At 38.9% G+C, this 20,013-nt stretch carries 20 protein-coding genes, 4 tRNA genes, 1 other RNA gene and 1 riboswitch; of the genes, 10 read left to right on the top strand and 15 right to left on the bottom strand.

Going from position 1 to position 20,013, the window contains the following annotated elements:
* Positions 1 to 39 precede the first annotated feature (39 nt).
* Positions 40 to 699 (bottom strand): 3,4-dihydroxy-2-butanone-4-phosphate synthase, encoded by a 660-nt coding sequence (gene ribB / locus AC2117_RS14680; RefSeq protein WP_133975081.1) that lies wholly within the window; start codon positions 697 to 699, stop codon positions 40 to 42.
* A 90-nt stretch (positions 700 to 789) separates the two neighbouring features.
* Positions 790 to 940: riboswitch (FMN riboswitch) on the bottom strand.
* 176 nt (positions 941 to 1,116) lie between these two features.
* On the opposite strand from ribB, the gene AC2117_RS14675 reads away from it, so the two are divergent.
* Positions 1,117 to 2,901 (top strand): DUF2157 domain-containing protein, encoded by a 1,785-nt coding sequence (locus tag AC2117_RS14675; protein ID WP_133975079.1) that lies wholly within the window; start codon positions 1,117 to 1,119, stop codon positions 2,899 to 2,901.
* Positions 2,898 to 3,449 carry a GDYXXLXY domain-containing protein gene (locus tag AC2117_RS14670; protein WP_133975077.1) on the top strand — a complete coding sequence of 184 codons (552 nt, stop codon included), beginning with the start codon at positions 2,898 to 2,900 and terminating at the stop codon, positions 3,447 to 3,449. The genes AC2117_RS14675 and AC2117_RS14670 overlap by 4 nt, the downstream gene beginning before the upstream one ends.
* 56 nt (positions 3,450 to 3,505) lie before the next feature.
* Here AC2117_RS14670 and panD read toward each other — a convergent pair whose 3' ends face one another.
* From panD to AC2117_RS14615, 11 genes are all read right to left on the bottom strand, one after another.
* Positions 3,506 to 3,886 carry an aspartate 1-decarboxylase gene (panD, locus tag AC2117_RS14665; RefSeq protein ID WP_002120296.1) on the bottom strand — a complete coding sequence of 127 codons (381 nt, stop codon included), beginning with the start codon at positions 3,884 to 3,886 and terminating at the stop codon, positions 3,506 to 3,508.
* A gap of 133 nt (positions 3,887 to 4,019) precedes the next feature.
* Positions 4,020 to 4,601 (bottom strand): aminoacyl-tRNA hydrolase, encoded by a 582-nt coding sequence (gene pth / locus AC2117_RS14660; RefSeq protein WP_042896912.1) that lies wholly within the window; start codon positions 4,599 to 4,601, stop codon positions 4,020 to 4,022.
* Between the two features lie 20 nt (positions 4,602 to 4,621).
* Positions 4,622 to 4,918, bottom strand: coding sequence for a 50S ribosomal protein L25 (gene rplY / locus AC2117_RS14655; RefSeq protein WP_133975075.1), 297 nt, complete (start codon positions 4,916 to 4,918; stop codon positions 4,622 to 4,624).
* A gap of 95 nt (positions 4,919 to 5,013) precedes the next feature.
* Positions 5,014 to 5,964, bottom strand: a complete 951-nt coding sequence (locus AC2117_RS14650; RefSeq protein ID WP_003653329.1) for a ribose-phosphate pyrophosphokinase — start codon at positions 5,962 to 5,964, stop codon at positions 5,014 to 5,016.
* Between the two features lie 36 nt (positions 5,965 to 6,000).
* A tRNA-Gln gene (locus tag AC2117_RS14645) sits at positions 6,001 to 6,075 on the bottom strand.
* Between the two features lie 91 nt (positions 6,076 to 6,166).
* A tRNA-Gln gene (locus tag AC2117_RS14640) sits at positions 6,167 to 6,241 on the bottom strand.
* Positions 6,242 to 6,261: 20 nt separating this feature from the next.
* Positions 6,262 to 6,336, bottom strand: a tRNA-Gln gene (locus AC2117_RS14635).
* A 26-nt stretch (positions 6,337 to 6,362) separates the two neighbouring features.
* Positions 6,363 to 6,437: transfer RNA gene (locus tag AC2117_RS14630), tRNA-Gln, on the bottom strand.
* A complete protein-coding gene (ispE, locus tag AC2117_RS14625) occupies positions 6,436 to 7,269 on the bottom strand; it encodes a 4-(cytidine 5'-diphospho)-2-C-methyl-D-erythritol kinase (protein ID WP_133975073.1) in 834 nt (277 codons plus the stop codon). The genes AC2117_RS14630 and ispE overlap by 2 nt, the downstream gene beginning before the upstream one ends.
* Before the next feature lie 18 nt (positions 7,270 to 7,287).
* Positions 7,288 to 7,866: a lipoprotein insertase outer membrane protein LolB gene (lolB, locus tag AC2117_RS14620; protein ID WP_133975071.1), complete on the bottom strand. Its 579-nt coding sequence runs from the start codon at positions 7,864 to 7,866 to the stop codon at positions 7,288 to 7,290.
* A 4-nt stretch (positions 7,867 to 7,870) separates the two neighbouring features.
* Positions 7,871 to 9,580 carry a tetratricopeptide repeat protein gene (locus AC2117_RS14615; protein WP_082250188.1) on the bottom strand — a complete coding sequence of 570 codons (1,710 nt, stop codon included), beginning with the start codon at positions 9,578 to 9,580 and terminating at the stop codon, positions 7,871 to 7,873.
* A gap of 88 nt (positions 9,581 to 9,668) precedes the next feature.
* Here AC2117_RS14615 and hemA point away from each other — a divergent pair, with 88 nt between their 5' ends.
* The gene (gene hemA, locus AC2117_RS14610; RefSeq protein ID WP_133975069.1) at positions 9,669 to 10,952 is read left to right on the top strand and encodes a glutamyl-tRNA reductase; all 1,284 of its coding nucleotides are present in this window, start codon (positions 9,669 to 9,671) and stop codon (positions 10,950 to 10,952) included.
* On the opposite strand, the gene AC2117_RS14605 is transcribed toward hemA, so the two are convergent.
* Complete coding sequence (locus AC2117_RS14605) at positions 10,949 to 12,817, bottom strand: DNA primase (RefSeq protein ID WP_133975067.1); 1,869 nt, start codon at positions 12,815 to 12,817, stop codon at positions 10,949 to 10,951. The two genes, hemA and AC2117_RS14605, sit on opposite strands and share 4 nt — an antisense overlap.
* Before the next feature lie 156 nt (positions 12,818 to 12,973).
* The gene (locus AC2117_RS14600; protein ID WP_133975065.1) at positions 12,974 to 14,137 is read right to left on the bottom strand and encodes an outer membrane protein assembly factor BamD; all 1,164 of its coding nucleotides are present in this window, start codon (positions 14,135 to 14,137) and stop codon (positions 12,974 to 12,976) included.
* A gap of 71 nt (positions 14,138 to 14,208) precedes the next feature.
* Here AC2117_RS14600 and rluD point away from each other — a divergent pair, with 71 nt between their 5' ends.
* The 4 genes from rluD to AC2117_RS14580 all read left to right on the top strand — a co-directional run bounded on the left by rluD (position 14,209) and on the right by AC2117_RS14580 (position 18,180).
* Entirely contained in the window at positions 14,209 to 15,261 is a 1,053-nt protein-coding gene (rluD, locus tag AC2117_RS14595; RefSeq protein ID WP_004641596.1) for a 23S rRNA pseudouridine(1911/1915/1917) synthase RluD, read from the top strand.
* Between the two features lie 10 nt (positions 15,262 to 15,271).
* Positions 15,272 to 16,009 (top strand): peptidoglycan editing factor PgeF, encoded by a 738-nt coding sequence (gene pgeF / locus AC2117_RS14590; protein ID WP_133975063.1) that lies wholly within the window; start codon positions 15,272 to 15,274, stop codon positions 16,007 to 16,009.
* Between the two features lie 194 nt (positions 16,010 to 16,203).
* A complete protein-coding gene (locus AC2117_RS14585; RefSeq protein WP_133975061.1) occupies positions 16,204 to 16,755 on the top strand; it encodes a flavodoxin family protein in 552 nt (183 codons plus the stop codon).
* 153 nt (positions 16,756 to 16,908) lie between these two features.
* Positions 16,909 to 18,180, top strand: a complete 1,272-nt coding sequence (locus tag AC2117_RS14580; protein WP_133975059.1) for a hypothetical protein — start codon at positions 16,909 to 16,911, stop codon at positions 18,178 to 18,180.
* A gap of 51 nt (positions 18,181 to 18,231) precedes the next feature.
* Here the strand turns inward: AC2117_RS14580 and smpB are convergent, their stop codons facing one another.
* Positions 18,232 to 18,708, bottom strand: coding sequence for an SsrA-binding protein SmpB (smpB, locus tag AC2117_RS14575; RefSeq protein WP_042898558.1), 477 nt, complete (start codon positions 18,706 to 18,708; stop codon positions 18,232 to 18,234).
* Positions 18,709 to 18,842: 134 nt separating this feature from the next.
* On the opposite strand from smpB, the gene coaD reads away from it, so the two are divergent.
* The 3 genes from coaD (at position 18,843) to rnpB (ending at position 19,982) form a co-directional block, all read left to right on the top strand.
* Complete coding sequence (coaD, locus tag AC2117_RS14570) at positions 18,843 to 19,334, top strand: pantetheine-phosphate adenylyltransferase (RefSeq protein WP_004641605.1); 492 nt, start codon at positions 18,843 to 18,845, stop codon at positions 19,332 to 19,334.
* Between the two features lies 1 nt (position 19,335).
* Positions 19,336 to 19,599, top strand: coding sequence for a YfhL family 4Fe-4S dicluster ferredoxin (locus AC2117_RS14565; RefSeq protein WP_003653306.1), 264 nt, complete (start codon positions 19,336 to 19,338; stop codon positions 19,597 to 19,599).
* A 27-nt stretch (positions 19,600 to 19,626) separates the two neighbouring features.
* Positions 19,627 to 19,982, top strand: an RNA gene (gene rnpB / locus AC2117_RS14560) — RNase P RNA component class A.
* Positions 19,983 to 20,013: the final 31 nt, after the last annotated feature.

Genomic DNA, 20,013 nt, shown 5'->3' with positions numbered 1-20,013 from the left:
GAAGGTTTGGCTTTTATCTAAAGCCAAACCTTTTTTTATTTAAATACCGTGTTGTTGGCGGTATTGAACAAGTTCTTCAATGGTAATCACGGTTAAATGATGAGTTTGAGCATATGCCAAAACTTGAATACCTGATGCCATGGTGCCGTCTGGGTTGGTTAATTCACATAACACGCCAGCAGGTTTAAGTCCTGCTAGTCTTGCTAGATCAATTGTTCCCTCAGTATGACCTCGGCGAGTCAGCACTCCACCGCTACGTGCACGTAAAGGAAAAACATGGCCCGGACGGTTAAGATCACTTGCGACAGCACCATCTTTAATTGCAGTTTGAATGGTAGTAACTCGGTCTTTAGCCGAAACACCTGTCGTAACACCTTGGGCTGCTTCAATGGTCACTGTAAAAGCGGTATGAAACTGGCTTGAGTTTTGAGAAACCATTGGTGGAAGTTCTAAATGATCTGCTAACTCTTCTGTAAGGCATAAGCATACAATACCTGAGCCATCACGAATCATACGTGCCATTGTTTCAACAGTTAGTGTTTCGGCTGCAACAATTAAATCTGCTTCATTTTCACGGTCGAAGTCATCCATAACCAAGACAGGTTTGCCTTGACGAATATCTTCTAATGCTTGTTGAATACGTTGTTCAGCAGGAGAGAGGGCTGAGAAAAAAATTTCTGGTTGAATTAAGCTAGACATAATGAAACGCTCTCGTAAAAATACGGTTGAACATTTCAGGACTGATGTAAAAACAGGCTATTACTGAAATAAAACGGATTTATCCCAGCTCGTCGTCTTCTTTCATCCGGACTATACCGTCGGCTTTGGAGTTTCACCAAATCTGCTCAAATTACATAATTTAAGCTCGTGGGCTTGTTAATCTATCACTAAAAATTAACTTTACCACCGGTGGGGAATTACACCCCGCCCTGAAGCGATGGGTTTTATTATAGCGCGCTTGATAAAATTGGCTAGATGCATTTGTAGAATGCTAAGTTTCTTTATGAATAAGTATTTTCACAAACAGAAAAAGGCTTTTTAACAAGAGCTTACTTGTTGATATGAAAATGGAATGTTATGTTTTTTATAGAAAATTATAAATAAAATAGGTGTTTCATGCAGATAAGAGATGATTATCCCCTTAGGAATACTTTATTTATTCAGCATCTCCATCTTTTCAGTTATGTATTTATGGCGGTCAGTATTCTTTATTTAATTGCTGCTAACTGGTTAATGCTTCCGGACAGTATTCAATTGGTTATCCCGCCAGTTATCTTACTTGTGACAGCATGGTTCAGCATAAAAGATACTTTAATTGAAGGAGTTAGGCAGACTTTACATGGTGTTTGTGGCTTGATGGTCGGCTTAAGTTTGGCTGTAATCGGGCAGGTCTATCAGACTGGGGCAGACAGTTATTTGCTTTTCTTAATTTGGACATTACTTTTACTACCGTGGCTATATCGACCAAATATTGGTATTTTTGCTTTAATTTGTATTACTAGCCAACTTACACTTTTTTTATTTTTTAAGCAGACTTTTTGGTTAGAAAAATTTCCTTATTTATATCTGTTTGCTTTAAATTTATTAAGCCTTATAGAATTTGGGCTATGTATAAACAAGTATCGTGCTTTACGTTTCGTCTTTATCGCTTGGTTTGCCGTCATTTCAATAATTGGAATGATCCAATATTTATCAAGTGAAAATATTCCTTACCTGATTTCGGCTTTCTTTTCAGGAATAATTGTTTTTTATTATTTCTTCAAAAAAGATGATCAATTATGTGCCAGCTTAATGGCCGCTGTTCTTGGTGTGACTGCAACAATATGGCTTGTAGATAGGATCAATGACTTATTTAAAGATTCAAATGAATTCATTTTTTTATTCATTGCTGGCATTATTTTTATCTGGTTTGCATTAATTAGTTATTTTTTAATAAAAATCTTTCGTCAAAGCCGCTTTTATGTGATTCCTTTAGCAATTGGCGCTTGGCTTGCAGGTCTAGCACTCGGGGCTTTTACATTAGTATTTTGGGAAACTATTTCATTAATTATAGGAGTCATTTTTGTTGTTATAGCTTTTGTTTTATTGAAAAAATCCCAACACTACTTCATTCGGCAATTTGCCTATTGTTTATTTATAAGTGGTCAAATCGCTTTTTTGTTTCATCTAGGGTCTGAAACAGATCAGATGTTATGGGTGCTAATTGCACAGATTTTTATTCTCTGTATCAGCTATTTTCTCAAACCCCATTGGTTCTTTATTTTAATTCAAATGCTCGCTACTTATGGCATAGCATTTATTTACTTACTACAAATGGATCATTCATTGTGGTCAGTAGATTCTGTCCAGGCATATTTAAATTTAACCCTGCTCAGCTATTTTGTTTTTAGTTTTGTATTCTTGCCGAAGGGTCTATCGATAGTTCAATATGAGCGTAGTATCTATTTGTGTATGCTTGCGGTAGTTGTGGTAGCTTCTTTCTTTGATACTTTTATGGGGTTGGCTCTAGATGATTCGATAGACCGGAAATTATGGATATTCTATCTATTACCTAGTCTTTGGTTATTGTGCTTTAGTTCTTTTTATTTGTATAAACAGCTTAAAGGAACAGCATTTTTTGCCTTTTTAATTTTTGGCATATTGCTTATTGCAATGGGCTATTTTGAAATTTTCATTCTATTTATTATTTTAACTTGGGCTTTAAAAAAGAAAGATTATATTGTTTATGGAGTTACCTTGGCTGTATTTGTTTTAGTGTTCTGGCAGCTCTATTACAACTTGCAAATAACTTTTCTAGCCAAGAGTGCATCAATTTTTATTTCTGGTTTTGTATTGTTAGCTTTGTATGGGCTACTTCAACATGAAAATAAAAATGATCTTATTGAAGGAGAGAAAGGATGAAGAAATATTTTTCTCTTATTCTTGCACTAGTTACCATATTGTTCTTTGCAGGATTGGTAGCAAAAAATGAGTGGCATCTGCGCCATAGTAAAAGTATTTTCATTGAGCTTAAACCAGTTGATCCTCGTTCAATTTTACAAGGTGACTATATGGCACTGGCTTATGAATTAAATTTACAATCTCTCAAAGCTCTTGCAGGGAGTGAGAGCGAAGCTTTAGATCAAGTGATTTTTAATCGTTCTTCCATTCCAGCAAAAGTTATTTTGGATTCAAAAAATCGTGTAGTTCGTACAATTTTAGATATCAATAATTCATATGCTGGGCAAAGTTTAATTTTAAAAAATCCTGAAAATCGTTTTCAGGCTTTGTATCCTGCATCTCGCAGTTTCTTATTTGCAGAAGGTCTAGCTCAATGTTATGAAAAAGCCAAATATGCCGAATTTAAAGTAAACCCAAAAGGAGAGGCGATTCTATTTGATTTACGAGGAGAACAACTTCAACCTTTAAATTGCAAACAGCAAAAGAACTGGTGGGAAGGAACTATTTAGGATTTATAAAATTATAAAAGCCCGTCAATGCGGGCTTTTTTTATTCTTAGAATAAGTTAAGCAACTTGAACAGGAATACAATTCGCTGTGTGGTTAACTGTATTATTTGGATTTGCATATACCAAACGTGGTTTATGAATATTTGCTTCAGCTTCAGTAAAATCGCCAAACGTAGCAATAATCACTAAATCGCCGACATCTGCTTGATGTGCAGCGCCGCCATTTACTGAAATAATTCCAGAGTTATCTTCACCACGAATCGCGTAGGTCGTGAAGCGTTTGCCATTAGTTACATTCCAAACATGAATTTCTTCATATTCACGAATACCAGCTAAGTCCATCAATACGCCATCAATTGCACAAGAACCTTCATAGTGAAGTTCAGCATGGGTTACAACTGCACGGTGAATTTTGCATTTTAATAAACGAGATAGCATGGCTAGCGTCTCCTGAGTAGACCTAAGATTAAGATCTTATGGTGAAATCTATAGCTCTTTTGCTGTGGGCAAAGTGACTGATGCGCATTTTGCTCCTAAAAAAGCAAGATAGCAAGCTTGATTGTTCAACAATTTAAGTGGGTTTATACGCATTAATTTGATTCATGGCCTGTGGAACTTGACCTTGAACAAGAAGTTTCACTTTAGAGAGGGCATGGTCAATTGCTGCATCCATCAGACTTTGTTCACTACTTGGTGCTTTGCCAAGTACGTGACCTGAAACTCTCTCTTTCGAGCCAGGATGTCCGATACCAATACGTAAACGATGAAAATTTGGACCAATATGAGGAACAATGTCACGTAAACCGTTATGACCACCATGTCCACCGCCTGTTTTAAGACGAATTACACCAGGGTTCATATCAAGTTCATCATGAGCAATCAAAATTGCTTCGGGAGCAATTTGATAAAATTTTACAAATGGAACTACACTTTGTCCAGAACGGTTCATAAATGTAGTGGGTAGAAGTAGACGGACATCGTGTCCTTCTATATTACCACGTCCGCTGATTCCGTGAAATTTCGGATCATTTTTTAATGTAATGCCATATTTATTAGCAAGCTGTTCAATGAACCAAAAGCCTGCATTATGGCGGGTCTGGGCATATTCTGAACCAGGATTGCCCAAACCAACAATTAGCGAAATATTTGACACTAATCTACGCCTTTCAACACTTATGCGCGTTTGAAGTCAGCGTGCATAGGAGTATTTTTAGCTGGGTGACGTTGTAACGCTTGGATTTTAACGTTTTCAACTTTGTCGCCCACTTGGATTTCTATAACTTCTTCAAAGAAAGCATTGTTTTCTAAAGCTTTTACAAGCTGACGAAGTTCTAAAGTAATAGCTACAGGCTCAGCATCGCCACCATAAATGATAGCTGGAATTAATGCTTCGTGACGAAGGCGGCGGCTCGCACCTTTCCCTTGTTTGTCTTCAGCACGCGCTTGAGCGTTTAATACGAAGTTTGACATGAGTAAATCCTCATTAAAGTTAAATAGACTAAACTTGCGACCAGTTTAGTGATAGAAAACCCCAGCCAAGGCCAGGGTTCATAAAAGCTGCAGTATTATAAACTATCGAACATCGCACTGATAGATTCTTCGTTATTAATACGACGAATCGTTTCAGCAACCATGCTAGCAACAGAAACCTGACGGATTTTGCCCAAGGTTAATGCTTCTTCAGAAAGAGGAATAGTGTCAGTGACAACTAATTCATCAATAACTGAATTACGTAAGTTTTCAATAGCCTTGCCAGAAAGTACAGGGTGAGTTGCGTATGCAACTACACGGCGTGCACCAAATTGCTTAAGCGCATCAGCTGCTTTACACAATGTACCGGCAGTATCAACCATGTCATCTACGATAACGCAATCACGATCTTTTACGTCACCAATTAAATGCATAACTTGCGATTCATTGGCTTTTTGACGACGTTTATCAATAATTGCTAAATCGATGTCACCCATCTGTTTGGCAACGGCACGAGCACGTACTACGCCACCAACGTCAGGAGAAACCACCATAAGGTTATCATGCGATTGTTGACGTAAGTCAGCAAGCAAAGCAGGAGTACCATAGATGTTGTCGACTGGAATATCGAAGAAACCCTGAATTTGGTCAGCATGTAAGTCAATCATTACGACACGATCAATACCAACAGTGGTAAGCATGTCTGCAACAACTTTAGCTGTAATCGGCACACGTGCAGAACGTGGGCGACGGTCTTGGCGAGCATAACCAAAATAAGGGATAACGGCTGTAATACGACCAGCACTTGCACGACGCAAAGCATCTGCCATAACCAAGATTTCCATAAGGTTATCATTGGTAGGGGCACAAGTAGGCTGAACGATAAATACGTCTTTACCACGAACATTTTCAGTAATTTCTACTGAAATTTCTCCATCAGAAAAGTGACCGACTGATGCAGCACCTAGAGGGATATGTAAGTGACTTACGACTTTTTGAGCGAACTGTGGATGAGCATTTCCACTAAAAACGACAAGATTGGGCATGAAGCACCCTTGGCGGTTGGTATGTAATTAAATAGATGGCAGGGGCGGCTGGATTCGAACCAACGGATGCCGAGATCAAAACCCGGTGCCTTACCACTTGGCGACGCCCCTAATGCGGCAGAACTTTAATATTTTTGCAATGCAATGTCAAGATTAATCAACAAAAAGCATAGCAATTAAGTCTGTCTTTAAAATAAGAGAATGGCAGGGGCGGCTGGATTCGAACCAACGGATGCCGAGATCAAAACCCGGTGCCTTACCACTTGGCGACGCCCCTAAATTCGATGATATATATGATGGCAGGGGCGGCTGGATTCGAACCAACGGATGCCGAGATCAAAACCCGGTGCCTTACCACTTGGCGACGCCCCTAATATAATCATCATTACAGGTGAGGTTGGCAGGGGCGGCTGGATTCGAACCAACGGATGCCGAGATCAAAACCCGGTGCCTTACCACTTGGCGACGCCCCTAACGTGTAACCTTAAAATGATTAAGAGGAGATTCTTTTAAACTATTTACCAAGTAAGATTTACATGGCGAATGGTTAAGAATTTCATCAATATTCATTTCATTCGTTACTTCAATAAAAACACAAGCACCTGTACCTGTAAGCTTTGCTTGACCAAACTGGTCTAAATATCGCATTGCTTCTTCTACTTCAGGGTAAAACTGTCGAGCTAATGGCTCAAAGTTATTTCCAAAATTAGAAGGTTCTAACTGATAGGCGCAAAATTTAGTGGTCTTAGAGTCTCTTGTCAATGTTTTTTGTGAAAAAAGCAATTGAGTGCTGATAAAACAATCAGGTTTTAAAATAATGAACTGTTTTTGATCTAAGTCTATGAATGATAAATGTTCACCAATACCTTCAGCCCATGCATTTTTACCATAAATAAAAATAGGAACATCGGCACCAAGCTTTACACCATAGTCTGCAAGTTGTTCTTGATTGAGGCCACATTCCCATAATTGATTTAACACAATCAGGGTTGTGGCAGCATTGGATGAACCTCCGCCCAGACCAGCACCCATTGGAATATTTTTTTCAATTTTGATGTTTAGACCGCAGATTTTTTTTGCATGCGGTCTTAGTATTTGAGCAGCCCGATAAATCAGGTTTTCTTCAGGTTGAACTTCACTCAATCCATCAATTTCGATTTGTTCATCCAGAGTGGGGGTAAATATCATCCAGTCATATAAATCAATGAGTTGGAAAATGGTTTGTAATTCATGATAACCATTTTCACGACGTCCTGTAATATGTAAAAACAGGTTGAGCTTAGCTGGAGAAGGAACTCGAATCATAGATTTATATAATTAGACTTAGCGGTTTTGGATGACCATTGTAATACGGTTTTCTTTATCTTCAGCAAGAGCTTGCTTTAAAACTAGTTTGTTTGGCAAAGTTTGTTCGCCATCATAACTGAAATTAACTGTCCAGCCGTCTTCAATGAGTTGGTTTACACGATTTTCATTATCTTTAGTGATCTGAGCACTTAACGTTGCAGGTTTAGCCAAAATCCAGCTCGTTAAATGAGTAATGGGTGCTTGCCAACCCGTTGCACGCTCTAAAAGTTCTTCTGGAGAGGCGGCAGTAATTAATCCAGTTTTTGCACTATTTAACTTCACTTCGCCAGGTTTGCCCTGAATTTGGGTTTTTCCTACCCCTAAAATGCCGCTTAATTCAATATCAAAATTATCTTGTTGTTGAACCCAAGTGAAAAAAGCACTACCAGTTTGCTGGGGCGTGCGAACCCCAATCTTACCTTGTAAATTAAAGTGTTTTTCGTCTTGAACTTGTTGGGTAACCGCGGATTTAGGTTGAGTAAAATGCTGACAACCGGTTAGAAATAATACACTTGACCCACAGATCGCTGTGCACAGTTGGGCAAATTTGCTCATATATTTAACTCTTTTTTGCAGATGTAGGTAAAATTAACGCATCAAGCTGTTGTAATTGTGGATCATTGGCATGTTTTTGTTTCAGTTGTTGTAACACAGCGCTAAATTGAGTTAATGATCCTTGCATATACAATGCTTTAGCATAACGAACGCCAATATTTATATTATGGCTAAGTTCATAAGCTTTACCTAAAGCCTCCGCCGCAGCTTCATAATCATTCTGTAAAAATGCAATATAGCCAAGCGTATCCAGAATAGAAGCTTGTTCCGGTGCATATTCTAAAGCTTGCTCTGCATATTGACGTGCTTCTTTTAACCTACGATTTTGTAAGGCTAGTGTATAGGCATATGCATTTAGGTAAGTTGGACTGTTAGGCTCAAGTTGTAATAATTGCTTTAATGTTTTGTCGAGTTTATCGCGGTCAGTATATGGATCAAGTAATAAAACTTCTGCGTAAATGAGTTCCGGATCATCCGGTAAATTCTTTATCGCTTCATCTAATAAATTTAAAGCAGCTTTTTTATTGCCCATTTTCTTTAAGATTTCAGCTTGAGCTTGATATAAGAAACTTGCGTGTTGGGGATAATTTACGCGTTCTTGAGTGAGGAACCGTAAAGCATCATTTAAGTTTTCTTGTTTATCATATATTGCAATCAGATTGCGTCTGGAAACTACGTATAAACTGCCATCAACCAAACGATAGTAAGCTTTTGCGGTTTCATAATGCTGTTTACGTTCAGCATTAATTGCTAAGTAGTAATAGGCTTCATTTTGATATTTTGCAGAGTTTCGTAGGTCTACAAGATATTGTTCTGCCTTGTCATATTGCTTTAAATCGATACTGGTTAAGCCTGCAATAAACAATGCTTCTTCAGCTTTAGGATTAGCTTCTATAACATTTTCAAGCTTTTCTAAAGCCAGTTGAGATTGATTAAGTTGTATGAGATAGCGGATTTCAGCTAAACGAATGTCTAAATTTTTCTTATATTTACGGCTGGATTTTGCATACCATTTAAGCGCACCTTCTTGATCGCTAAGAGCAATGAGTAGATTTGCTTTCATTAAAATAAAGCTCGTCACTTTAGGACGTCGGCGTAATGCTTTGTTAATGTTGGTTAAAGCAGATTCTAATTGGCCATTTTGGGCTTCTAAGTTGGCGATGAGGGCTAAAATAGAAGGGTTGTCTTTTTCTGCACTAGAACGTAAAGCTGTTAATAATACATCTCGATCTTGAGCGTTTTCCGGGGCAATACTCGCTAAAATTTGTTCTAAATCGGCAGTTGGATCTATTTTTAAAATTTTATCTAATGTTTCAGCAGCAAGCTGGTATTCATGTGTTTTTAAGGCAATATGTGACAAATAGAATAAAGCAGGCACATCTTTGGGTTCTTGGGCTACCCAATGTGTAGCAATGTTTAAAGCGGCTTGAAAATCATTATATTCAAGGGCAACGTCCAAAGCTCGCTGTTTAATTGAAGTAGAGTTACTTTTAATTGCGAGCACTGTGTAATTGTGCAAAGCGTTAGGAATATCATCATAAGCCAGCGCAAATTCAGCGACCATAGTCTGCTCTAATGCCTGATCAAATGAATGCACGGTATAGGTCTCTTGCACAGGACGTGCATAGACATGCGAGGACATGCTACCTAACAATAAGAATGTGGTAGAATACTGTCTTATCGAAGCACCGTTAAAATTAATACGGCTATTCATTTGACGCAATTTTTATTGATCCAAAGTAATGCTTTTTATGACACCGATGTTGCACAATAGCATAAATTTAGCGAAATGATGATCTGATATGTCTTTCTTTGCATTGGGTGTCAACCATCAAACAGCTTCTGTCGAACTCCGCGAAAAAATTGCTTTCAATGCAGAGCGATTAAGTCGTTTGCTAGCCGAACAAAACCATAACCAAAGCTTAAAGGATTTGGTGGTCGTCTCGACGTGTAACCGCACAGAAGTTTATGCCATGGCGGAAAATGCCGAAAGCCTTCTGAAATGGTTAGCCGATGCCAATAATATTGATGTAAAGCACTTAGTTCATCATGTTTATCGTTACGAGAACACGCAGGCAATTACACATTTAATGCGAGTAGCGAGTGGTCTAGACTCTCTCATGCTAGGTGAGCCGCAAATTTTAGGGCAGGTGAAAAGTGCTTTAGCATTGTCTAAAGAAGCCCAAGCGGTCTCTCCTGAATTAAACAGTGTTTTTGAATATGCTTTTTATGCTGCTAAACGTGTACGTTCCGAAACTGCGGTGGGCAGCCATGCCGTTTCGATGGGGTATGCAGTTGCACAATTAGCTTTACAGGTTTTTAGTAAACCCGAAAAAATTACTGTGATGGTCGTCGCGGCGGGTGAGATGAATACCTTGGTTGCTAAACATTTGGCTGAAATGGGCGTCGCCAAAATTATTATTTGTAATCGTAGCCGTGAGCGTGCTGACCAACTGGCTCAAGAGATTTCACATCAGGTTGAAGTTGAAATTATTGATTTTTCAACATTGGCTGAAAACTTGTATCGTGCTGATGTTGTGTCGAGCTGTACTGGTAGTTTATATCAAGTGATTGCTTATCAGGATGTTAAGGCCGCATTAAAGAAACGTCGCTATCAACAAATGTTAATGGTTGATTTAGCTGTGCCCCGTGATATAGATCCTAAAATTGAAGCGCTTGATGGTGTCTATTTGTATGGGGTTGATGATTTACAAAGTGTGATTGAAGAAAACCTCGCTCAAAGACGTCAGGCGGCTGTTGAAGCGGAAGTAATGGTGAATCAATTAGCTACTCAGCTTATTACTCATCAAAAAGTTAAAGAGGCAGGCAGCACAATTCATGCTTACCGCCAACATAGTGAAGAAGTTAGTCAACAAGAGCTTACTCATGCATTAGAGGCTTTGCATCACGGTGAGAATGCTGAGCAGGTCTTACAGCAATTCGCGCATCGTTTGACGCAAAAGCTTATGCATCCAACATCTATCTTGCTACGCGAAGCTGCTAAGGCAGAAAATCCTGATTATTTTGAATGGTTACAACAGCATTTACAGGATGTGTTTGATCATGAGCGTAAGCCAAAACATTAAGATAACAGTCTTAAACTAATTTGTTTGGTTAATTCATTAAGCTGTTGTCTTAAATTTCTTGATTCAATCAGAGAAATCGGTGACTTAAGCTTCTGACGTAAATACCTTTCTTTTAGGCCTAAAGCATATTCTTGGGCTAACTTATCTGCCACTTCAGGTGCTTGTGTTAATGCCTGAATATTGGTTCTTTGCATAATATCGGCAATTTCATGACAATAACTACTACAAGCGCCGAGCACATAATAAGTTGCTAGCTCTTGATCATCAGGTAAGTCATCAAAAATACGATTTAAAATAGCCAGTACTTTTGCCAACAGCTCATATTGATGAATATAGGCACGTAACCCTTCAAAATGAATATAAAGAAAAGGGTGGTGCATCAAAATTGCAATCGCAAAGTCTTCATCTTTAGTATGAATGTTAAATGAGAGCGAGGCATCATGGCTGATTTGTGGTGTAAAACGTTTACCCAATCCGAGTTTTTCACGGAAAGATTGATTGAGTAAATAACGGAACGAACCCTGTTTGGGTAATAGTTCAGTCAGTTCTCTGAGTTCTCCCATGACCAAGCTTTTGCCTTCAGGGGTACTAATGTCGTGTTGACCTGTTAAATGAGCAAAGACAAAATCAGACAAAAGAGGGGCTTGTTGTAATAGTTTTTGGAAATTTTCAAGCCCTTCACGACGGATCAGAGAGTCGGGGTCATGATCATTCGGTAGTACGAAAAATTTGAGTTCGCGACCATCATTGAGAAGTGGTAAAGCAATTTCTAAAGTTCTACGTGCTGCTTTTTGACCCGCAGCATCACCATCAAAAGCAATAGTAATACGGCTATTTTGTTTAAATAAAATATTAAGGTGTTCTGTATTACTTGCAGTTCCTAAAGTCGCTACAGCCCCTGTAATGCCATACTGCTGAAGCGCAATGACATCCATATAGCCTTCAACCATTAACCAGTCGCTAGATTTGAGTTTTCTACCTTCATAAAGCCCGTAAAGTAGCTGATTTTTATGAAAGACTTCTGAGTCTGGCGAGTTAATGTATTTGGGCTTGATCTCATCATTTAAAGCACGACCACCAAAACCAACGACGCGACCTTTAGGGTCTCGGATGGGGAAAATGACACGGTCACGTAATAAGTCAAAATCACGACCATTATCGCTTGAACGGATAAGTCCAAGTTGTTTTAAACCATCAATGTCATAAGGAAAAGCTTTTTCTAAGTGTTGCCAGTCTTCTGGCGCATAGCCCAAGCGCCAAAATTGAATAGTCTGATTGCTTAAACCACGTTGTTTAAAGTATTTTTTTGCCTTTTGACTATTAGGTAACTGATGTTCATAGAACTGAGCAATATTTTCCAGTAAGTCATATAAATTACCTTCTTGAACTGGTTCCTCAAAGTTAAAAGGCTGTTCAAATTGGGCAAAAGGGTCATCAAAAAATACAGGTTCAAGCGTGTTATAACTTTCATCTATTGATTGCTGAGGAACCGCGGGCTCCGCCGTACTTGCTTTAGCAACTGGTGGCTTCGTCACCTGACGGGTATAAGACAGTTTTTTATTTTCGGTATTATCTTTGGGTAATTCGACTCCAGCGCTACTCGATAACTCCTTCATAACATCTATGAAGTTTCGGTTATCAATATCCATCAGAAAACGGATCGCGTTACCATTAGCCTGACAGCCAAAGCAGTGATAATACTGCTTGTCTCGATAGACATGGAACGATGGGGATTTTTCTTGATGAAAAGGGCAACAGCCGGAATATGTACGTCCCGTCTTTTTCAGTTTCACACGCTGACCAATCAAATCGACAATATCTGTGCGATCTAAAATTTGATCAATCGTATGTTGTGGAATTGCCATAATTCAGATAACCGTATTAAAACTGATGAGAGAGTAATTCAGAATATTCTGACATGATGAGGCAAGATCTACACAATAAATATTTTAATTTTTTATAAAAACAAACAGGCAAGTGGTATCACTTGCCTGTTTGTTGGTGCTTTTAAAGTTTGAAACTTATTGAGCAGCGTCGTTTGTACCTTGTGTTGCATCATCTGATTGAGAGTCAGTTGATCCATCCGTAGAACTAACAGTAGGGACAACAGTTGTATTTTCTGCTGCTTGTGGCTCAGATTTGTCTAATAAACCGAAGCTTAAACGGTTTGTCCAGCTACGTTCTGACTTTGGTGCTTCAACTTGTGTTTGCTCTGGCTCAGCAGTTTCTTCTTTATCTGAATTACCAATTAAACCGAAGCTAACACGATTAAGGAAGCCACGTTTTGGAGCTTCTGATTCACTTGTGCTTTCTGGTGTTGCGGCAGTAGATTCACGACCGAAAATACCTAAAGTTGCACGGTTAATCCAGTTGCCTTCTTTACGGGCAGCACGCATGTTAACCGTACCGTCTTTTTTCACAAGGTTAGGATAATTGAGTTTTAAAACTTCAATATATTGTTGTGACGTGGCTTTATCGCCTAATTTGTCATAGCTATATGCCAAAGTTGCTAAAGCTTCTGGAACTTGAGGAGTTTGTGGATAATGTTCAATTACCCATTGAGAACGCTCTGCAGCAGCGATCCAAGCTTTACGCTTAACGTTAAAGCGTGCAGCGGTCATTTCATTTTCAGCAAGCTCTTGTCCAATAAATTTCATGCGCTGAGCGGCATCAACAGAATATTGGCTACTTGGAAAACGACGAATTAAATCAACAAAATTCTGATAAGCAACTTTTAAATAGCTCACATCACGATGAGATTGTTGCAAAGATGTATAGCGCATCAAACTGTCGTAGTTTTGCTCCATATTCGCTACAGCACGAACATAATAAGCATAATCCACATTTGGATGCTGAGGATTTAAACGAATAAAACGTTCCGCTAAGGCAATCGCGCCTTCATAATCTTTTTGTTTAAATTTTGAATATAGAAGTTCAAGTTGTGCTTGTTGTGCGTATTGTCCGGTCGGATAATAAGTATCGATTGCTTCTAAAGACTTGGTCGCATCAAGATATTGACCACGGTCAAGCGACTTTTGGGCCTTTTCGAAGTAAGCTTGTTCACTAGATTGTGGGCCACTATCGACCACTTCTTTTTTACTTGGATTGCTGCTACAGCCCACAAATGCAGACGCTAAACCTAAAGATAAGGCAAGCATCGTAATTTTATAACGTGGTAGCGACATAAAAACTCCTCTGTTATGTTGGGCAATGAGCTACAATTGCGCTATTAAACCACTTTTATCTCAATGATCAAATGACTTCAGCACAATCTTCAAACACAAACTTATCTGAAACCGACTTCAATTTACTTGAAGATTCTGAGGATGCAGATAACCATACTTCTGATACAACTGCAACACGTTTATCGTTGCAAGTTCAGCTAGATGAAAGCTATCTGGGACAACGCATCGATCAGGTAGCAGCCTTGGTATGGAATGAGTTTTCACGTGAAAAGCTTAAACAATGGTTGAAGGATGGCCATCTGTTGGTGAATGGTAACATTGTCAAACCAAAGCACCGTTGTGAAGGGACAGAACTGCTTACACTCGAAGTTGAGCTCGAAGCTCAAACTACGAGTCAACCTGAAAACATTCCACTTAATATTGTCTATGAAGATGACGACATTTTAGTCATCAATAAACCAGTCGGCATGGTGGTACATCCAGGGGCTGGTAATAGTTCTGGAACTTTAGTGAATGCCTTGCTTTACCATTTCCCAAAATTGTCGGAACTTTCCCGCGCTGGTTTAGTACATCGTATTGATAAAGATACCAGCGGTTTGTTAGTCGTTGCCAAAAGTCTTGAAGCACAATTTTCTTTAAGTAAACAGTTGGCAAATAAATCGGTTTACCGCGTATACGACTTAGTTGTTTATGGAAATGTTATTGCTGGCGGTACTATTGATGAACCTATCAAACGTCATCCGGTTGACCGTGTGAAAATGGCGATTTTACCTGGTGGGCGCGACGCCGTGACCCATTACAATGTAAAAGAACGTTTTAAAGATTTTACCCGTATACAAGCCCGTCTTGAAACAGGTCGAACTCATCAGATTCGTGTGCATTTTAGTTATATCGGTTATGGACTGATCGGTGATCAGATTTATATGAACCGTGTACGTGTACCTGCAGGGGCATCTGAATTACTCATTGATACTTTGCGTGGTTTTAAACGCCAAGCATTGCATGCAGCGAAATTGGGTTTAAAACACCCTCGTACTGGTGAAGAAATGCTATTTGAAGCGCCGTGGCCTGAAGATTTTACACATTTAGTGAATGTGTTACGTTCAGAAAACGCTGCATATTAAGGACGCGTATATGGAATTTGTTCAAGGACTACCTCAAGGCGTATATGTAGGGCAAACGCGTGTTCATCATCCTTTGGCATTACCAACGGATCAACTTGAGTTGTCTGGCTTTAATCTGGCTTTACATGTCAATGATGAGGCACAACGTGTTCAGCAACATCGCATGATATTGTTAGATGAGTTTGCCCAGTTCGGTGTTAAAAAAATGACATGGATGACTCAAACACATAGTACGATTTGCCATACAGTAAATGAACAAATTCCTTTTAAGGCATTAATCGGTGATGGTTTAGTCACTCAAACCAAAGGTTATGCTTTAATGATGATGACCGCTGATTGTTTACCTGTCGTGTTAGGAAATGCAGAGGGTACGGAAGTCGCAAACTTGCATGCGGGTTGGCGTGGTTTAGCAGGAGGGATTGTTGAAAATACGGTTGCTGCTATGCAGAACCCTCCAGCTTGGGCATGGTTAGGAGTTGCGATTAGCCAACCTTGTTTTGAAATTGGGGCTGAAGTAAAGGCTGCTTTTTGCGACAAGTATCCTGAGTTGGAAATAGCTTTTGTTGAGGGAGCTGCTCCAAATAAATTTCATGCAGATTTATATGCAATTGCGCGTTTTATTTTGCAGAGTCTAGGTGTGCAACAGGTTTTAGGCGGAGACCAATGTTCTTATCAACAGAGCGATGAATATTTTTCTTATCGCCGTGATGCGAAGACTGGACGTATGGCTACCTTTGTTTTTATATAAGCTCTATAAACAGTAAGTACATTCACTCTCTTACTTTGTTAATAATTAAACAAAGTAAGAGAGTTTTTATTGAGCTGTAAGATATTACGATTGTGAAGTGTATTGAAACGCTTGTATTTCATATTTATAGATGTAGGTTTAGCAAGCGCTAATAAAATGATAAAATAGAAAAAATCGCTCAAAATTTTAATCTTATGTCTTTGCCTGAAAAACATCTCTCTATTGTCTACCACAGTCCATATGGTCATACCGCCAAGGTGGCTTCTGCTATTGCTGCTGGTGCAGAGGTGATGGGGGTGAAAGTACATCTCATGAATATTGAACATATTGATTGGGATGCGCTTGATGCATCACAAGGCATTATTTTTGGATCGCCTACCTATATGGGAAGTATGACTGCCGACTTTAAAAAGTTTATGGACAGTACTTCTAAACGTTGGAAAGAACGTTTGTGGCAAGGCAAGCTTGCGGCTGGCTTTGCAAATTCGGGTGGTTTGAGCGGCGATAAACTAGCGGTATTACAACAATTAAATATTTTTGCAATGCAACATGGCATGCTTTGGTCAGGTTTGCCTTTAATGACTACAGGGCATAGTGAAAAAGATTTAAACCGATTATCGAGTTGTTTAGGCTTAATGACACAGTCCGATAACGCCCCTGTTGAAGTTACTCCCCCACAAGGCGATTTGGATACAGCTAAATGGTTTGGTGAATATATTGCTGGATTACTTTATCGCATAAGTTAAAATAAGCATTTGATTTTATATAAATAAATATTTAATTTTTAATCTAATTACAAAAACGTTGTATTTTTTTTGTTCTTTTTTGATTATTTTTTACCAAATGGTTTATTTGGACAATGATGTCCAAAACTTAATAAATAAAAAAATGGAATAATCATGAAAATTTTTTTAACAGCTCTTTGTCTAAGTTGGGCTACTTTAAGCTATGCCAATTTAGAATCTGCAAATCTTGTTCCTCTAAGTGATTCAGAACTTTCTAAAGTTGAAGCTCAAGCATTATTTTCATTTACCTATACCGACCCAAAACAAGCTGATGCTTCGATGAACCAGCAAAATATTGGCTTTTATAAATTGGGTTTAGAGGCAAATCTTGAGCTAAATGCCAATATTAATAAGTTGCAATTAGGATGTGGAGGAGTAAACGGTTTAGGTGGGTGTGATATTGATATTGATAACTTAAGTTTAAGTGGCTTAAGTGATACAAGTGATGGTCGAGCTTCTTCTTCTGCTGTTTTTAGTAATCCCTTTATTGAATTTGCAATTAAAAATCCAGACAGCGCAGCTTTAAGAGAAATTAAAGGTTTTCGTTTAAGTGCTGAAAAGGTTATGGGACTGCTGACTATGGGGCTTGAAAATTCAGAAACACCAAATGGAATTAATAGCTTAAGTGGTTACATGAAAATTAAAGATACCACTGGTTTAGCTTATACCGCTGCCCGTAATATGTCTTATCAAGATACAGGCAAGACCATTGATGGGACTGTTAATGCATGTATCGGGATTTGTATTCCTTTAGGATTTAACTCGTCTGATTATAATTTGCAATTACAACAGACCACTGCACCTATTGTGATCAACGGGCAAGTGATTTCTGGTTCACGAATGAATAATGTCATGCTGAACGGGGTAGCAAATATCGATCAGCTTAATTTCTCTGGAGATCTGAAAGCTTCTATTAATGCAGCACTTGGTCTATTAAATTTACAAAAAAATGTAACGGGCAGCATTACCGGATTAAGAGCGGCGCTCACAGTTGATCAAAACTTAGGATTCATTCATAAAATTGAATTAAACAATCCTTTCTCGCTTTCTTTGCAAGGCCAACAAATATTTTGGCCAGGTGCAGATGCAGCAGCAGAACGGGGGTGGTGGATGGCTTTTGATGATGAAATTGATATTGGCAATGTTACGCCAAGTAAACAAATTGAGATAACTAATGATGTTTTAAAGCAGGTGGTAGATCCAATTAGCGCTTATTTAACCGCAAACCCAGTGAGATGTAATCTTTTAAATTGTTTGTTTGGTGAAGACTTAGCAGTTGGTGAGGTTAAATTACCCAATACAATTGTGAATTTCCCATTGAAAGATTTGCAACTTAAAAATCAATCTTTTGCACCAAACTGTTATGGCAATTTAAAATTTTGCTAAATTCAAAGTGACATAAAAAAACCTTTAAAGTTAACTTTAAAGGTTTTTTTATTACTTATGAAATATACGAGCTTTATCACGTTGCCAATCGCGGTCTTTTTCAGTTGCACGTTTGTCATGAAGCTGTTTACCCTTCACAAGCGCAATTTCTAGTTTAACTAAATGACCTTTCCAGTAACACGCTAAAGGAACGCATGAGTAACCTTTTTGGTTAACTGCACCCATTAGGTGTTCAAGCTGGCGTCGGGAGAGCAATAACTTACGGGTACGTGTTGCTTCAGGTACCACATGGGTCGAAGCCGATAATAAAGGCTGAATTTGTGAGCCAAGTAAAAATGCTTCGCCATTCTTGAAAATGACATAACTTTCCGTCAAAGTCATGCGCCCAGCACGTAAGGATTTTACTTCCCAACCTTGAAGTGACAGGCCAGCTTCAAATTTTTCTTCGATAAAATAATCATGACGGGCACGTTTATTTTGTGCGATTGTTCCGCCATTGTGTTTCTTTACTACTGTTGCTTTCGCCATAATTCAAACTTCCACAATTATGCCTATTGTGCCGTAAACTGATGCTAAGGTGAAGTTTTTCCTGCATATGAATATTTCGCCTCATGTATAACTTTTGCTAAAATAGGTTCACAATACAATTAGAGTACTAGCGGATGTCTAAAACGCGTGTAATTTATCCTGGAACATTTGACCCCATCACGAATGGACACGTTGATTTAGTTACTAGAGCATCAAGAATGTTTGATGAGGTTGTAGTAGCAATTGCAATTGGACATCATAAGAACCCTTTGTTCAGTCTAGAAGAAAGAGTTGAACTGGCGCAATCATCTTTAAGCCATCTATCAAATGTTGAATTTGTAGGCTTTGATGGTTTACTTGTTAATTTTTTCAAAGAACAAAAGGCAACAGCGGTACTTCGTGGTTTAAGAGCGGTTTCTGACTTTGAATATGAATTTCAACTTGCCAATATGAACCGTCAACTTGACCCACATTTTGAAGCGGTGTTTTTAACACCATCTGAGCAGTATTCTTTTATTTCTTCGACATTGATTCGGGAAATTGCTCGTTTAAAAGGGGATGTAACCAAGTTTGTTCCGCAAGCTGTGGTTGAGGCCTTTGAACGTAAACATCAACAAGGTTGGTAACGTGTCGTTATATATCACCGATGAATGCATAAACTGTGATGTTTGTGAACCAGTTTGCCCGAATGAAGCAATTTTTATGGGTGAAGTGATTTATGAGATTCATCCAGATTTGTGCACTGAATGCGTTGGTCATCATGATCAACCGCAATGCCAATTGTTTTGTCCTGTAGATTGTATTCCTAAAGATCCAGAGCATGAGGAAACGGAAGAACAGCTATTCGACAAATATAAAAAATTAATTGCTCAAAAAAGCACGAGCAATTAGTAAATAAATTTGTTAATATGCGCCCCTGAAGTGAGCTGGATGGTCGCTGCTGTGGAGGTCTTCGTGACTGAAGCAGGGGAGGAAAGTCCGGGCTTCATAGGGCAGGGTGCCAGGTAACGCCTGGGCGGTGAAAGCCGACGGAAAGTGCAGCAGAGAGTAGACCGCCTCATTCGTGAGGTAAGGGTGAAAGGGTGCGGTAAGAGCGCACCGCGTGTCTGGTAACAGTTCACGGCATGGTAAACCCCACCAGAAGCAAGACCAAATAGGAATCCTGAGGTACGGCCCGTACTGGATTCGGGTAGGTCGCTTGAGCGTATGAGTGATTGTACGCCTAGAGGAATGACCATCCTCGACAGAACCCGGCTTATAGGCTCACTTCACCTAATTTATTTAAAATTTATCTTGACGTGCATT

The organism is Acinetobacter calcoaceticus (genome assembly GCF_900520355.1).
GTDB classification, from domain to species: Bacteria; Pseudomonadota; Gammaproteobacteria; order Pseudomonadales; family Moraxellaceae; genus Acinetobacter; species Acinetobacter calcoaceticus_C.
Note: the sequence above shows the minus strand (reverse complement) of the source record. Positions and strands in the feature narration are given on the sequence as shown.

Bases quoted from the DNA above. Each gene is read 5' to 3' on its own strand.
- AC2117_RS14675 (WP_133975079.1), top strand. From the start codon at position 1,117: ATGCAGATAAGAGATGATTATCCCCTTAGGAATACTTTATTTATTCAG.
- ispE (WP_133975073.1), bottom strand. From the start codon at position 7,269: ATGATTCGAGTTCCTTCTCCAGCTAAGCTCAACCTGTTTTTACATATT.
- AC2117_RS14580 (WP_133975059.1), top strand. From the start codon at position 16,909: ATGAAAATTTTTTTAACAGCTCTTTGTCTAAGTTGGGCTACTTTAAGC.
- ribB (WP_133975081.1), bottom strand. From the start codon at position 699: ATGTCTAGCTTAATTCAACCAGAAATTTTTTTCTCAGCCCTCTCTCCT.
- rluD (WP_004641596.1), top strand. From the start codon at position 14,209: ATGACTTCAGCACAATCTTCAAACACAAACTTATCTGAAACCGACTTC.
- pgeF (WP_133975063.1), top strand. From the start codon at position 15,272: ATGGAATTTGTTCAAGGACTACCTCAAGGCGTATATGTAGGGCAAACG.
- lolB (WP_133975071.1), bottom strand. From the start codon at position 7,866: ATGAGCAAATTTGCCCAACTGTGCACAGCGATCTGTGGGTCAAGTGTA.
- panD (WP_002120296.1), bottom strand. From the start codon at position 3,886: ATGCTATCTCGTTTATTAAAATGCAAAATTCACCGTGCAGTTGTAACC.
- smpB (WP_042898558.1), bottom strand. From the start codon at position 18,708: ATGGCGAAAGCAACAGTAGTAAAGAAACACAATGGCGGAACAATCGCA.
- AC2117_RS14615 (WP_082250188.1), bottom strand. From the start codon at position 9,580: ATGAATAGCCGTATTAATTTTAACGGTGCTTCGATAAGACAGTATTCT.
- AC2117_RS14585 (WP_133975061.1), top strand. From the start codon at position 16,204: ATGTCTTTGCCTGAAAAACATCTCTCTATTGTCTACCACAGTCCATAT.
- rplY (WP_133975075.1), bottom strand. From the start codon at position 4,918: ATGTCAAACTTCGTATTAAACGCTCAAGCGCGTGCTGAAGACAAACAA.
- AC2117_RS14650 (WP_003653329.1), bottom strand. From the start codon at position 5,964: ATGCCCAATCTTGTCGTTTTTAGTGGAAATGCTCATCCACAGTTCGCT.
- hemA (WP_133975069.1), top strand. From the start codon at position 9,669: ATGTCTTTCTTTGCATTGGGTGTCAACCATCAAACAGCTTCTGTCGAA.
- AC2117_RS14670 (WP_133975077.1), top strand. From the start codon at position 2,898: ATGAAGAAATATTTTTCTCTTATTCTTGCACTAGTTACCATATTGTTC.
- AC2117_RS14600 (WP_133975065.1), bottom strand. From the start codon at position 14,137: ATGTCGCTACCACGTTATAAAATTACGATGCTTGCCTTATCTTTAGGT.
- AC2117_RS14605 (WP_133975067.1), bottom strand. From the start codon at position 12,817: ATGGCAATTCCACAACATACGATTGATCAAATTTTAGATCGCACAGAT.
- coaD (WP_004641605.1), top strand. From the start codon at position 18,843: ATGTCTAAAACGCGTGTAATTTATCCTGGAACATTTGACCCCATCACG.